Annotated in this window: 9 protein-coding genes; 5 read left to right on the top strand and 4 right to left on the bottom strand. The window is 70.4% G+C overall.

Translation table 11 applies throughout. The features are described 5' to 3' along the window. Nucleotides 1-36: 36 nt before the first annotated feature. Both ACZ7MG_RS38725 and ACZ7MG_RS38720 read right to left on the bottom strand, forming a co-directional pair. Nucleotides 37-1572, bottom strand: a complete 1536-nt coding sequence (locus ACZ7MG_RS38725) for a hypothetical protein (protein WP_471391461.1) — start codon at nt 1570-1572, stop codon at nt 37-39. Then, the gene (locus ACZ7MG_RS38720; protein ID WP_471391464.1) at nt 1569-7325 is read right to left on the bottom strand and encodes a hypothetical protein; all 5757 of its coding nucleotides are present in this window, start codon (nt 7323-7325) and stop codon (nt 1569-1571) included. Before ACZ7MG_RS38720 ends, ACZ7MG_RS38725 begins: the two co-directional genes overlap by 4 nt. 312 nt (nt 7326-7637) lie before the next feature. Between ACZ7MG_RS38720 and ACZ7MG_RS38715 the strand changes: the two genes are divergently transcribed. The 3 genes from ACZ7MG_RS38715 to tyrS all read left to right on the top strand — a co-directional run bounded on the left by ACZ7MG_RS38715 (nt 7638) and on the right by tyrS (nt 11899). Next, complete coding sequence (locus tag ACZ7MG_RS38715; protein WP_471391467.1) at nt 7638-9161, top strand: TldD/PmbA family protein; 1524 nt, start codon at nt 7638-7640, stop codon at nt 9159-9161. Next, entirely contained in the window at nt 9158-10561 is a 1404-nt protein-coding gene (locus ACZ7MG_RS38710; protein ID WP_471391469.1) for a metallopeptidase TldD-related protein, read from the top strand. Before ACZ7MG_RS38715 ends, ACZ7MG_RS38710 begins: the two co-directional genes overlap by 4 nt. Before the next feature lie 69 nt (nt 10562-10630). Then, complete coding sequence (gene tyrS, locus ACZ7MG_RS38705) at nt 10631-11899, top strand: tyrosine--tRNA ligase (protein WP_471391472.1); 1269 nt, start codon at nt 10631-10633, stop codon at nt 11897-11899. Between the two features lie 89 nt (nt 11900-11988). Here the strand turns inward: tyrS and ACZ7MG_RS38700 are convergent, their stop codons facing one another. After that, nucleotides 11989-12267 carry a GlsB/YeaQ/YmgE family stress response membrane protein gene (locus ACZ7MG_RS38700; RefSeq protein WP_471391475.1) on the bottom strand — a complete coding sequence of 93 codons (279 nt, stop codon included), beginning with the start codon at nt 12265-12267 and terminating at the stop codon, nt 11989-11991. Between the two features lie 246 nt (nt 12268-12513). Here ACZ7MG_RS38700 and ACZ7MG_RS38695 point away from each other — a divergent pair, with 246 nt between their 5' ends. Beyond that, nucleotides 12514-12885, top strand: coding sequence for a DUF3099 domain-containing protein (locus ACZ7MG_RS38695; RefSeq protein ID WP_471391477.1), 372 nt, complete (start codon nt 12514-12516; stop codon nt 12883-12885). Nucleotides 12886-13107: 222 nt separating this feature from the next. Next, the gene (locus ACZ7MG_RS38690) at nt 13108-13356 is read left to right on the top strand and encodes a hypothetical protein (RefSeq protein WP_471391479.1); all 249 of its coding nucleotides are present in this window, start codon (nt 13108-13110) and stop codon (nt 13354-13356) included. 28 nt (nt 13357-13384) lie between these two features. Here the strand turns inward: ACZ7MG_RS38690 and moaA are convergent, their stop codons facing one another. After that, a complete protein-coding gene (gene moaA, locus ACZ7MG_RS38685; protein ID WP_471391482.1) occupies nt 13385-14374 on the bottom strand; it encodes a GTP 3',8-cyclase MoaA in 990 nt (329 codons plus the stop codon). Between the last annotated feature and the right edge of the window lie 108 nt (nt 14375-14482).

The following is a 14482-nucleotide window of genomic DNA, read 5'->3' as shown; positions in this document are numbered from 1 at the left end:
CACCGACAGTGGCTCACCGGACTGCCTGTCGGATCCCTACAGTTTTGCCCACCGCCGGTGGGCGAGCGTGAGCTCTTCACACAGAGCGTGGAGCGTGGCGTCGTGGAGCGCGCCCCGGTGCGCGAGGATGTTTCTGGCCTTCACGAGTTCCTTCAGCAGGCGCAGTTCCTCGCCCGGGAGGGCGAGGCCGCCCTCGTGGCAGGCCGAAAGCAGGGCGCCGACCTCCAGTTGTCCGAAGGCCTTGTCGGGGTGCGTGCGGTAGTCGGCTGCGGGTCGCTGGGCGTACGCCTCGACCAGGGCTTGCAAGGGCCGGGTCGCGTAGCGGGCGCTCAGGCGGACCAGATGTTCGCGGGCGTCCTCGATCCACGGGAACACGACCCGCTGCTGGGCCTGCCCCACGAGGAGGTCCAGCTCGGGCGGCGTCCCCGGTTCACCATCGGCGTACCAGACCGCCGGATGGCGGCGCAGCCTGCCCTCCCACGACTGCACCAGGCCCCCGGACCAGGCCGACCGCAGTCTCGAGCCGGGACGCCTTCGCGTTCCGGCTTCGAGAGCCGTGCCCGGAAGGGCGGCGGCCCGGGTGATCTCCTCGGTGCCGAGGCAGGACCGGAGAGCGGGGCCGAGCCGGCTGGTCCGGCCGTCCCAGACCATGGCGAGCCGATGAGCGAGCTCCAGGTCGAATCCCGCAACCTCGGTGACGATCTCTTCGCGGACCGCGGCCCGAACCCGCTGTCCGGCGGAGCCTGGCAAGCCACCTGTCCGAGCCGATGCCACCACCGTCGCCGTGTCGAGGCGTCCGACCGTGCCCCACCACCAGTGCACCGCCGTCGTCGCGATGTCCCGAGCGAGTTCGTCGGTGAGCGCCGCGGAGACATCCCGTACTCGCGCCACGACCAAGAGCCGTGGGCGTCCCTGGGGCGGCAGGCCGGCTTCCTTGACCGCAGCGGAAAGGGAGTGGAAGAGCCGCTGGACGGCACCGCCCCGAGTACCACCGGACACGCCCAGGGCGTCCTCCTGCGGATCATCGGGTTCCGCCCAGGCCCGCAGGCCTATGACCGGCCTCCAGCGCTGAGCGGGATCCGTGAGGCGCGCGACCACCTCGCCAGGCCCCACGGCCAATTCCTTGCCCAGCCGTTCGAAGACCTCCGGCACCGCCTGCTCTCGCACGGCCGTGCGCGTCATGGGCACGGGGCGCGTGTCGGACCAGCCGATGTCGAAGTCGTCGTCGAAGTCGAGATCGGGGAGGCCGTCCCAATCGGGTGCCCCGTGATCTTGGGCCTCGCCCTCCCACCGAGGCTCATCGGGCCCGGCTGGTCGATCCGTCGTCCCAGCCCCGCCGTGGCCTCGCGGTGCGGGCACGGTGAGGACGGTCGGCGGCACCACGTCCAGGCGGTCGGGTGTCGTAGTGAGCGCGACCCGGTACAGCTCCTCCGCCTGTCCCGTCTCGACCAGTCGATCGGGGACCAGCCAGAGGCAGTTCAGTCCGGCCGCCAGTTGGGCGGCGATCTCGTCCAACTGCGCCCTGACGCCGGGCAGCGCCGCGAGCACCGGTCCGGGCCGACTCGCCGTCACACGGTCTCCCCGGCCCGCGCGCGGACAACCCGGAAGGTGACGGGATCCAGCGCGATACCTCCGTCCGTCTCGTCGAGCACGTTGAGTTCGTCCAAGTGGACCAGCCAGTCCCGGGTCTCCCCGGAGCCGAGGCTGGTGGCGGCCTCGACATCGTCGACAGGCACCCCCTGCCCCTCTTCGACGTACTCCGTCCACAGGGCGAGCAGGGAGAGGTCCTTGTCGGTGAGACCGGACTTCTTGATGTGGCTGTCCACGTTCGCGGGCTTAGCGGTGACCGCGCGGATGTTGTCGAGGGCGTCGTCGAGCGTCGCTCCGCGCAGTGAGACGTCGGCGACAGCGACCTCCGTGAGATGGGGCCATCCGGAGGTCGCGTCCGTCAGCCGACGTCGCTCCTCGCGCGAATCGAATGGACATTCCGGCCAGGCACGCAGGGAGTCGGCGGTCCATCGGCGCAGCTGCAGGGTGCGCACGCGCAACCGCCGTCTCTCGTCGGTGGCGCGCAGTGAGCCGACCGCTCCGGCATCGGCCAGGACGAGGACCGACCGGCTCTGCTTGTTCTTCCGTCCCTCGTTCTGCGGCACGTGCTTGTCGGCGGCGGGGCCCGCGTGCTCGAAGCAGTGCCGCAGCGCGTCCGCCAAGGCGTCCACCGCCACACCCCGCAGGTCGGCGAGGACGACGTGGGCCGTCCGCAGGAAGGCAGCGTCGGCCAGCACCGTCATGAGACCGTCTCCACGCTTCGACTTCACCACCTTGACCCCGCGTCCCTCGGCGAACGCGGCGACGGCCTGGAGCACCAGGTCCGGCTGATGCAGCTCCGTGGTGGGCACCACGGACACCCCCGGCTGGGCAGCCTCGTGCAACTGACCCTCGGTCAGCGGGCTGTAGCGCTGGACGCCGGTGTTGCGATCGCGGCCGAGGATGCGCCGGGCGGCGCGCGGGTTGTAGTCGTAGGGAAGGCCGAATTCGGTCTCGTGCAGCTCGGTTTCCAGTTCCTCCTGGGTACCGAGCATGTTGACGACGTTCGGGCTTCGTACGGCAAAGCGTGCCCGGTCTCCCAGTCGGATCAGCAGCCCGAGTCCCACCATCTCGTTGAGGTAGATCTCGGCCTGCTGCACGCCGCACTCCTCGAAGCCCTCCGGCCAGGCGTCCCGGGCGAGGTCCAGGAGTTCCTTGGCGCTGTAGTCGCCTCGGTAGCCGTCTTTCAGGCTCTCCAACGCGATGAGGAGGGCCAGGACCCGGTAGCGGTCCTCCAGGTTGATGGTGAACCGCAGCCGCTCGGCGATCCGGCGTCGGAGCGTCTCGGAGGCCGCAACTTCCTGCACATCCCTGTCGGAGATGGCCGTGGCGCGGTCCGTGCCGTCGTAGGGGCGCGAGTGCAGGGTGCGGACCAGTTCGCTGCAGAAGATCTGCACCAGGTTGGCCTGGTAGTTGGTGATGGCGAGGATCCGCCACACCAGCTCCGGCCGTTCGAACACGTACCCGAGTGCGGCCATGGGCTCGGTGACAAGTCGGAGGGCGGCCTGCTGTTTCAACGGCCCGACGAGGACATCGGGGCCACCGTGCGCCGTCGAGACATTGGACAGTGCGCCAAAGCGCTGCACCTGGTGGAGTCCCGCGAAAACGATCTTGAAGCGGCGTTCCGATTGCTCCATCAGCTGCTGGAAACGCTTGACGTTCGGGAACGTCGACTCTCCACCGGCCCGGAACGTCCGGCGTGAGTCGGCCGTCAGGAACGCATCGGCCTCGTCGGCGAGCACGAGCAGGCGACGTGACTCGTCCGCGTCCAGCCACTCGGCGAGCCTGCGCGCCACCACTTCCGGGCCGGCCTGCTCCGACACCTTGTTCCCGAAGACGCCCCGACGCTTGAGCTCGTCCGCGAGGAGGCTCCAGATCTTGTCAGGCGCCTCGGCCTGGCCGATCTCCGCCTTCAGCAGGTCGAGGTAGACCGCCTCGTAGTCGTCGGAACGGCTGGGGAAGATCCGGGCCACCCGTCGCAGCAGCGCGGACTTCCCCAGTTGCCGTCCGCCGTAGAGGAAGAGGCCTCCGCGCGGGTCCATGACCTCCCGCATCTCCTCGTCCCGGCCGTAGAACACCTCCGGAGGCACCAGTCCCGCGACGAAGGGCGTGTACGGGTTGTACGCCGCCCAGGGCAGAGTGATCCGTTGGAGCGCACGGAAGCTGCCTGGGGCACGGGCAGCCATCCAGCCGACCACGGCCGGGTCCACGACCAGGGCCTGCTGGGCCCCGGCCCGGGCCGCGTCCGCCAACCGACCCCGTCCTTCGATGCCCAGTGGGTGCAGGTAGAGCACGATGTTGGCGTCGACGTCGGCGTCCTCCAAGTACGCGAGCGGGCCGTTCGCGCGCTGTTCCTCCCAGATCAGCTGGACCGTGTACGACGTGGCCTGGGAACCCAGCGCGGCGACGTAGCCGGTCCGTTCGGCCGCCCTCGCCCGCACCTTGAACCTGCGCACCCCCTGTGTTCTGGTCTCCACCACGGGCTGGCCGTTGGGCTCCAGGCCGAGCAGTCGCAAGACGCGCGGGAGGTGCTGCTGCCATTCGCTGTTGCGGCCGTGCCGGGTGCACAGCGCCTTCCACGAGCGCAGCCCGAGGTCGGCCGCCTCCGTCAGCCTGCCGCCCGAGCCGTGACGAACCGCCCACCAGTCGGCGTCAACACCGTCGCCGCCCGGTCGCGGGACGCCGGGCCCGGTCAGCCCGGCCAGGAACTCGGCGAGTTCTTCGCCGTCGTCCTCTGGTCGTTCGGGCAGTTGCTTGCCACCGCGTGCGAGGGCGAGGAACTCCTCCGCGGTGACGGTGTCGCCCTCGGTGATGAGCTTGGCGATCCGGTCGTATTCGGCGGGGGCGAGGCGTAGTTGTTCCAGCTCCTGGCGTTGCCGGCGGGTGTCCTTCTCCACCAACTGGGCCAGTTCCCGCCGCAGCTCTTCGAGCCGGTCCATCGCGTAGCGGTAGCGGCCGGCCTCGTCGCCGTTCGCGAACTGCTGCAGCCGCCCGGCGAAGTGGCGCTCCTGGTCAGGTGCGAGCAGATTGAGGGTGCGCATCTGGGCAAGCAGGACCGCCGCCTCCGTGTGGCGTCGGCGCACGGTCTCGCGCCAGTTCTCCAGCCCCTGCTGGACACGTCGTTCGGCGCTCTCCGCCCATTCGGCGTCCGAGGAGCCCTGGCCGACGGGGTCCTGTCTTACGGCGTCCACCAGCGCCCGCGCCAAATGCAGGTCACCCTCCGCAAGGTAGCGGCGCAGCGCCTGTTCGGCGTCCAAGGGCGCCATGAGCGCCGCCATGCGACGGGCGGTACGCAGATCCTGAAGGTCGGGCAGACCGACATTGTCGCGAGGGAGGTCGGCGAGCCTGAGCAGGCAGTCCGCAGTGGGGCGAGGGCTGCCGTCCTCCTTGGCCTGTCGGTTCTCGGCGCCCTGCTCCGACAGTTTGCCCTCCAGCCAGTTCTGGAGCAGTTCTAGCGCCGCGCCGCCCACGCCGGGCGGTGGTGTCACGTCCCGCAGTCCATGCCGCGCGGAAGCCAGTGCGGGAATGCCCGACTGGGAGAGTCCGACCGGCCGCAGCAGGCTGACCGCCACCGCGTCCGCCTTGGTGAGGATGTCCGCCACGGACCGGCAGGCGGCGTGCAGTTGACGCAGGGCACCGGCGGTTATCGGTTCCTTGGCCTGTTTGGGGGTACGGAACCGGCTGTCGGTCTGTTCGATCAGCCGGTCGACGTCGTCCGCGTCGCGCAACCGCTCGGCCCGCTCCCGGAACGCGGTGACGGGGAGTGGGCCGCCGTCGACCCACTGGATGACGTCGCGCAAGGCCAGGCCCAGCTCTCCGCCCGGCCCGACGAGGTCCTGCAACACACGGGTCGCTCGCTGATACTTCGTCTTGCGCCGGGAGAGGCTGTCGAGCAACTGGTTCGCCTGTGTTCCGAGTTCCTCTCGCAGGTCGTGATCCTGCTGTGGGTCGTCGGCGTGATACGCGCCCGGGTCGAAGGACCGGCCGTTTCGCACAGCGGCCACGAGGACGGTGAGCAGTTCCTGCCAGGGCTCGGCCAGCCCGGTCGGCGGCGAGAAGTCACTGACGAGCGCGTGCGGCCAACAGGCGGTCAGCCCCGCGCGCAGTGCGGCGACGCAGGCCACGAGGTAGGCGTCCCGGTCACGGCCGAGCGGGCCCTCGTCGATGTCGTGCGTGATCTGCACGGCTGTGGCGTCCGACTCGGTGACGCAGTCGAAGGCGGCCGCGGCGAACGCCAGGGCCCGGGCTCGCACGTCGGGCTCGGCGGACGCCTCGGTCATCCAGTACGCCTCGGCCAGACGGCCCGATCGGACCAGTGCGGCGACCGGCTGCTCCTGCCCCGTCTCCCACGGCGCGCGGACGTCCCAGTCCGCATCCGCGACCGAGTCGGGCCACGGCTCCTGCTCGGGGATCGTCTCCGACCGCGTGGAGTCGTCGGAAGAGGTCTCCGCCGGGGTTTCGGGGAGGGGGCTCGCGGTGGTGGTCACGGCGTTGTCCGGTGCGGCGCTCCGCGCGGGCTCTTCGGCGGAGGCGTCCACGGTCGAGAGCGCCTCGACGGGGGTGCCGGGAGAATCCGGTCGCGCGGAACCCGCAGGCGCCTGCGAGTCGAACGACTCCGGCTCGTCCACCGCAGACGCGCCGGCTTCGGATCGAGTCGAGCCCCGACCGGTGGGCTCAGCCGCCGGTACGACGGGCGTCTTCACCGGCGCGTCGGGCACCGGGGTTGCCGACGGTCCCACCCACCCATCGCCCACCGGGACCTCCCCCGCGGCGGTGACCGGCCGGGGAACGTCAGCCTCGACAGGGGGCGCGGTGTTCGACGGCTCTCCGGGCACGTCGACGGGGGCGCTGGTAGGGGACATCACCCGCGTCGTACCTGCACCCTCCCCGAAGGTACGTTCGAGCTCGGTGATCTGTGCCCCTACCCGGTTGCGCAGCACGGTGAGCGTCGCGGCCTCGTCCGGATCCATGGCAGCGTCGATCAGAGCGTCGTAGGACTCGGCCCGCTCACGCAGCGTGACGAGTTCGGCACGCGCCTTGTCCAACCGAGCGCGCTCGGCGGTCAGCCATGCGTAGTCGGACTCGTGCGACCAGTCCATTCCCTGGTCGGCACAGTGGTCGACGGCTCGCTCCCGCAGGCTGATCCACTCCGTCAGCGCGTCCGCCAGCCCACGCGCCGCCGCGGGCCGCCTGCCCGACTCGACCGCGTCGGCGGTGCTTCGCAACGAGGTGGCCAACTGCCTTCCTGTGTCGACCAGTTCTGACAGCAGGCCGTCGAGAGCCGAGCCTCGGTCCGCACCGAACGCCGTTGCCGAGGTGCCGCCGGACGATTCGTCCTCGGCGCCCTTCGGCTCGCCGACCTCGCCGTCCGGTTCGGGATGCCCTACTGCTGTCACGACTCTCCTGAGGATCTCAGCGGGGTTCGACGGTGGTTGCTGATCGGCCGCACGTAGCAGGACGTCCGTATGGTGCTCGGCCGTACCGGCTGCCGGCGCCTGCCGCATGTCCGGGGAGAGCAGCCCATACAGCGCACAGCGAGCGAGCGGCGGATCCAGGACCCGGAACATCGTCTCGAGTTGTTCGAGGGTCGGTTCCTCCAGCGCGTGCGGCGGGCAGCCATGATCCTCGACGAGGCTCCGGCACGCCCAGGCCAGACCGCAGGAACCGGCCGACAGCAATTGGGGCTGTCTCGCCCGTGCGACCCAGACCCGGAAGGTGTTCACGTCGCGCCGGGTCACCGGCGTGCGGTGACGACCGTCGTGTCTGCGCCCGCAGGACTGCTGACGCAGACAGTGATGTGACGTCAAAAAGCTTCGGATTGCGGGCTCGTCGAGCGACGAGAGCCAGATACGAAAATCAGTCCCCCACCCCTGCATGGCGTCATCATGCCACTCTGTGTTCACGTGGCGAGTCATACAGGAAGCATTTCCTGAGACGACCTCAGCACCATCAATACGCGGTGGCCACAGCAGGATCGGAGGTGACGTGCTTGACTGCGGTTTATCCGCCTCGCAGGCAAACACAGACACATCAATAGGGGAGAGCCTCCTGTGGCCCACGGCATCGATCCAATCTTCCTCGCGCTACCCCTACGCGCCCTGGCCGACGCCGCACTGGCCCGCGCGCGGGCCCTCGGTGCCGAGCACGCCGACTTCCGGTTCGAGCGGGTGCGGAGCGCTTCCTGGCGGCTGCGGGACGCCAAGCCCGCCGGGTCGTCGGACACGACCGATCTCGGGTACGCGGTGCGGGTGGTGCACGGCGGGACGTGGGGGTTCGCGTCCGGGGTGGATCTGACGATGGACGCCGCCGCGAAGGTCGCCTCGCAGGCCGTGGCGATGGCCAAGCTGTCCGCGCAGGTCATCAAGGCCGCCGGGTCCGACGAGCGGGTGGAGCTGGCCGACGAGCCGGTGCACGCGGAGAAGACCTGGGTGTCGTCGTACGAGATCGATCCGTTCACCGTCCCGGACGAGGAGAAGTCCGCGCTGCTGGCGGACTGGAGCGCGCGGCTGCTGGCGGCCGACGGGGTCAACCACGTCGACGCCTCGCTGCTCACCGTGCACGAGAACAAGTTCTACGCGGACACCGCCGGGACCGTGACCACCCAGCAGCGGGTGCGGCTGCATCCGTCGCTGACGGCGGTGTCGGTCGACGAGTCCAGTGGTGAGTTCGACTCGATGCGGACGCTGGCGCCGCCGGCCGGGCGCGGCTGGGAGTACGTGACGGGCACCGGCTGGGACTGGGACGACGAGCTGGCGCGGATCCCGGAGCTGCTCGCCGAGAAGATGCGGGCGCCGAGCGTCGAGGCGGGCGTCTACGACCTGGTCGTGGACCCGTCCAACCTGTGGCTGACCATCCATGAGTCCATCGGGCACGCCACCGAGCTGGACCGCGCGCTCGGCTACGAGGCCGCGTACGCCGGGACCTCCTTCGCCACCTTCGACAAGCTCCACAAGCTCAAGTACGGCTCCGAGCTGATGAACGTCACCGGTGACCGCACCGCCGAGCACGGCCTGGCGACCATCGGGTACGACGACGAGGGGGTGGAGTGCCAGAGCTGGGACCTGGTGAAGGACGGAACGCTCGTCGGCTATCAACTCGACCGCCGTATCGCCCGGTTGACCGACCTGGGACGCTCCAACGGGTGTGCGTACGCCGACTCCCCCGGGCATGTGCCGGTGCAGCGGATGGCGAACGTGTCGCTGCGGCCGGACCCGGCGGGGATGTCCACCGAGGACCTGATCGGCGGGGTCGACCGGGGGATCTACGTGGTCGGGGACCGGTCCTGGTCCATCGACATGCAGCGGTACAACTTCCAGTTCACCGGGCAGCGGTTCTTCCGGATCGAGAACGGGCGGATCACCGGGCAGCTGCGGGACGTCGCCTACCAGGCCACGACCACCGACTTCTGGGGCTCCATGGCGGCCGTGGGCGGGCCGCAGACGTACGTCCTGGGCGGCGCCTTCAACTGCGGGAAGGCCCAGCCGGGCCAGGTCGCCGCGGTGTCGCACGGCTGCCCGTCGGCCCTCTTCAAGGGCGTCAACATCCTCAACACCACGCAGGAGGCCGGTCGATGAGCGCCCGTGACAGCAAGGCCCACAAGCCGTACGAGATCGTCGAGCGGGCCCTCGCGCTCTCCCGGGCCGACGGCTGTGTGGTGATCGCCGACGAGTACTCGACGGCGAACCTCCGCTGGGCGGGCAACGCGCTGACCACGAACGGGGTCACCCGGGGCCGGTCGGTGACCGTCGTCGCCACGGTCGACGGCAAGGAGGGCACCGCCTCCGGGGTGGTGTCGCGGGCCGCCGTCACCGCCGAGGAACTGGAGCCGCTGGTGCGGGCCGCCGAGGCCGCCGCGCGCGGCGCCGGCCCCGCCGAGGACGCCCAGCCGCTGATCACGGGTGTGGAGCACTCCCCCGACTTCACGGACGCGCCCGCCGAGACCTCCTCCGCCGTGTTCGCCGACTTCGCGCCGGCGCTCGGCGAGTCGTTCGCCCGCGCGCGTGCGGGCGGCCGGGAGCTGTACGGCTTCGCCAACCACGAGCTGGTCTCCAGCTATGTCGGTACGTCCACCGGGCTGCGGCTGCGGCACGACCAGCCGAACGGGACGCTGGAGCTGAACGCCAAGTCCCCGGACCGCAAGCGCTCGGCCTGGGCGGGGCGCTCCACCCGGGACTTCAAGGACGTCGACCCGGCGGCCCTGGACGCCGAGCTGGCCGTACGGCTGGGATGGGCCGAGCGGCGGGTGCCGCTGCCCGCCGGGCGGTACGAGACGCTGCTGCCGCCGACGGCCGTGGCGGACCTGCTGATCTACCAGATGTGGTCGGCGTCGGCGCGGGACGCCGCCGAGGGCCGGACCGTGTTCAGCAAGCCCGGCGGCGGCACCCGCATCGGCGAGCGGCTGACCGAGCTGCCGCTGAGCCTGCGCAGCGACCCGAACGAGCCGGGCCTGGAGTGCGCGCCGTTCGTGCTGGCCCACTCCTCGGGCGGCGACAGCTCGGTCTTCGACAACGGGCTGCCGCTGACGGCGACCGAGTGGATCAGCGGCGGCGAGGTCGCGCATCTGCCGACCACCCGGCACAGCGCGGGCCTGACCGGTCTGCCGGTGGTGCCGACGATCGGCAACCTGATCCTGGACGGCGGCGAGGACCGCTCCCTCGACGAGATGGTCGCGAACACCGAGCGCGGGCTGCTGCTGACCTGTCTCTGGTACATCCGCGAGGTCGACCCGGCGACGCTGCTGCTGACCGGGCTGACCCGGGACGGCGTCTACCTCGTGGAGAACGGCGAGGTCACGGGCGAGGTCAACAACTTCCGGTTCAACGAGTCGCCGGTGGGCCTGCTCGGCCGGGCCACGGAGGCCGGACGGACCGAGAAGACGCTGCCGCGGGAGTGGAGCGACTACTTCACCAGGGCCGCGATGCCCGCGCTGCGGGTGCCGGATTTCAATATGAGTTCTGTCAGCCAGGGCGTATAACCTCGTAGCCGACAGTCACTCGACTGGCGAAGATCACCTGGCTGTAGATCACCCGAGGAGCACGAGACCGTGACGGACATCGTCGACGAGCTGAAGTGGCGGGGGCTGTTCTCCCTGTCCACCGACGAGGACGCCTTGCGCAAGGCGCTCGCGGACGGTCCTGTCACGTTCTATTGCGGTTTCGACCCGACCGCGCCGTCCCTGCATGTCGGGCATCTGGTGCAGGTGCTCACCGTGCGCCGGCTCCAGCAGGCCGGGCACCGGCCGCTGGCGCTGGTCGGCGGCGCGACGGGCCTGATCGGCGACCCCCGCCCGACGGCGGAGCGCACGCTGAACGACCCGGAGACCGTCGCCGGCTGGGTCGGCAGGCTGCGCGCCCAGATCGAGCCGTTCCTGTCCTTCGAGGGCGAGAACGCGGCCGTCATGGTCAACAACCTCGACTGGACCGAGGGCCTGTCCGCCATCGAGTTCCTGCGGGACATCGGCAAGCACTTCCGCGTCAACAAGATGCTGACGAAGGACTCCGTCGCCCGTCGGCTGGAGTCCGACCAGGGCATCAGCTACACCGAGTTCAGCTACCAGATCCTCCAGGGCATGGACTTCCTCCAGCTCTACCGGAGGTACGGCTGCACGCTCCAGCAGGGCGGCAGCGACCAGTGGGGCAACCTCACGGCCGGGCTGGACCTGATCCACCGGCTGGAGCCCGGCGTGGAGGCGCACGCGCTGGCCACCCCGCTGATGACCAAGGCGGACGGCACCAAGTTCGGCAAGACCGAGGGCGGCGCCGTCTGGCTCGACCCGGAGATGACGACGCCGTACGCGTTCTACCAGTTCTGGCTGAACGTGGACGACCGGGACATCACCCGGTACATGCGGATCCTGTCCTTCAAGTCCCGTGCGGAGCTGGAGGAGTTGGAGCGGCAGACCGAGGAGCGGCCGCAGGCGCGGGCCGCGCAGCGGGCGCTGGCCGAGGAGCTGACGACGCTGGTGCACGGCGCGGACCAGACGGCCGCGGTGATCGCCGCGTCCCGTGCGCTGTTCGGGCAGGGCGAGCTGGCGGAGCTGGACGACCGGACCCTCGCCGCGGCGCTGTCCGAGGTGCCCCACGTCCAGGTCGCCGAGCTGGGTCCGGTGGTCGATCTGTTCACCGAGGTCGGGCTGGTGCCCAGCAAGTCCGCGGGGCGGCGGACCGTGAAGGAGGGCGGGGCGTACGTGAACAACGTGAAGGTCACCGCCGAGGACGCCGTGCCGGCGTCGGAGGACCTCATTCATGGGCGGTGGCTGGTGTTGCGGCGGGGGAAGAAGAACCTTGCCGCGGTTGAGGTCACCGGGGCCTAGACGCCGTCGGGGCGTGGGGTGTCTGGCGAGTGCCGCTTCGTTGTGGCTGATCGCGCAGTTCCCCGCGCCCCTTCAGGGCGCGTGGGCCCTCAGGTGCGGTGTTTTCTCTTGCCCAGGGTCGCCATGTAGGCCATGTCGCCGAGGGCGACGATGATGATCGCGGCGACCAGTTGGAAGATGTGGCGGCTCCAGTCGATGCCGTCGGTCTCCTCGACGCCGAAGCCGCGTGCGACGGCGTTGCCGACGACGGCGCCCAGCATGCCGAAGATCGTCGTCAGCCAGAGCGGGCTGTGCTGCTTGCCCGGGAGGATCGCCTTGGCCAACAGGCCGAGGATGAATCCCACGATGATCGCCCACAACCAGCCCATGGCTGCCTCCTCGTACGGCTCGACGTGAGCAGTACGCCCAGTGTCGGCCCGCCCGCCGTACGCCGCATGTCGGGCATGGCCGTACGCGGCGCGGCGCATTTCCCCCACTCTCCGTGGAAGGTGACCCGGTCTCGTAGGCGGCGCAGACGCGGCGTAACGTGGAACGCGTCCGGACCGTGTTCCTTGCAGCGGGCACGGATGGGCACGGGCCGGGGAGCGTCCGATACAGGCGGGTGGTGGAACGTGATGCGGAAGCAGCAGAACGTGGAGGTCTTCCGGATCACGGGCGCCCGGCAGGGGCTTGCCGACGACGTCCGCGGCCGGCAGCGCCGGTACATCATCTCGATGTCCGTGCGCACCCTCGCGGTGATCGCCGCCGCGGTCCTCTGGAACGTCGAACGGCACGTCGCGGTCGTCGCACTGGTGCTCGGCGGGGTGCTGCCGTACATCGCCGTGGTGATCGCCAACGCGGGCCGGGAGAACGCGCCCTCGCTGCCGTCGACGTTCGTGCGGGCCCCCATGCGGCCGATGATCACGCCGCCCGCGGAACCCTTCCCGGAAGACGGCGCGGCCGATCCGGCGGACGGTCGGCGCAGTGAGCCGCGCGAGCGGGCCTGAGCACCGGGAACACCCGCGAAGCGGAATCCGGGCACTCGCCAAGCTCAAGAAATGCTCAGATCAATCATGTAGTTCCTGTGCCGGGCAGAGGCCTACCCGTGACATACTTCGTACGCGCTCCGCATCCCCCGTCGGAGCGACAGACCGACGCCGGGCAGCTCCCCCCGTGGCTGCTCGGCGTCGCCTTTTCTGCGGCCGGAATGCTGCGGCTAGGGTCGACGGGTGAACATCCTCAACGTCCCCGGCTCCGATCCGTCCTCCCCCGCTTCCCCCATCTGTTCGGCCAAGGGCTGTCGCGCCGACGCGGTCTGGGTGCTCGCCTGGAACAACCCGAAGCTGCACACGCCGGAACGGCGCAAGACGTGGCTCGCGTGCGACGAGCATCGGGAGCACCTGTCGCAGTTCCTGGGTGTGCGGGGCTTTCTGAAGGACGTCGTGAGGCTCGACGAGTGGGAGGACCCGGCGCCGTAAAGGCACTCGGCGCGCGCCCGACCCTCGCTCAGCCCCCGATCGCCGACATCGGTCGGTCCGGCTGGACGAAGGACGGGTCGTCCAGGCCCGCGCCCGCCTTCTTGCCCCACATCGCCAGGCGCCAGATCCGGGCGATCTCCTCGTCCGGGGCGTCGGAGCGCAGGGCGGCGCGCAGGTCGGTCTCCTCGCGGGCGAAGAGGCAGGTGCGGACCTGGCCGTCGGCGGTGAGGCGGGTGCGGTCGCAGGCCGAGCAGAAGGGGCGGGTGACGGAGGCGATGACGCCCACGCGGTGGGGGCCGCCGTCGACCAGCCAGCGCTCCGCCGGGGCCGAGCCGCGTTCGTCCTTGCCCTCGTGGGTGAGGTCGAAGCGGGTGCGCAGGGAGGTCAGGATGTCGCCCGCCGTGACCATGCCGTCGCGCTTCCAGCCGTGCTGGGCGTCCAGGGGCATCTGCTCGATGAACCGCAGCTCGTAGTCGTTCTCCACGGCCCAGGCCAGGAGGTCCGGGGCCTCGTTGTCGTTGAGGCCCGGCATCAGGACCGAGTTGACCTTGACGGGGGTCAGGTCCGCGTCACGGGCGGCTTCGAGGCCTTCGAGGACGTCCTTGAGGCGGTCCCGGCGGGTGAGGGTCTTGAAGACGTCCGGGCGGAGGGTGTCCAGGGAGACGTTCACCCGGTCCAGGCCGGCCGCCTTCAGGGCCGTCGCCGTACGCCGCAGGCCGATGCCGTTGGTGGTGAGGGACATCTGGGGGCGGGGGTCGAGGGCCGCCACCCGCTCCACTATGCCGACCAGACCGGGGCGCAGGAGCGGCTCACCGCCGGTGAAGCGGACCTCCTCGATGCCCAGCAGGCGGACGGCTATGTCGATGAGGCGGACGATCTCGTCGTCCGTGAGCAGGTCGGGCTTGGCCAGCCACTGCAGACCCTCCTCGGGCATGCAGTACGTACAGCGCAGATTGCACCGGTCGGTCAGCGAGACCCTCAGGTCGGTGGCCACTCGGCCGTAGGTGTCGATGAGCACGTGGGCCCCCTCCCGTCGGCAGATCAATGGTTCTCGAAACACCTGCGAGCCTACGTGACCCCACTGACAACATCACAGGCCCGATCGCACGAGACGCGGCGCGGGGCC

It is taken from the genome of Streptomyces sp. NPDC107538 (genome assembly GCF_055657445.1).
This window is presented reverse-complemented; position numbering and strand designations above follow the sequence as displayed.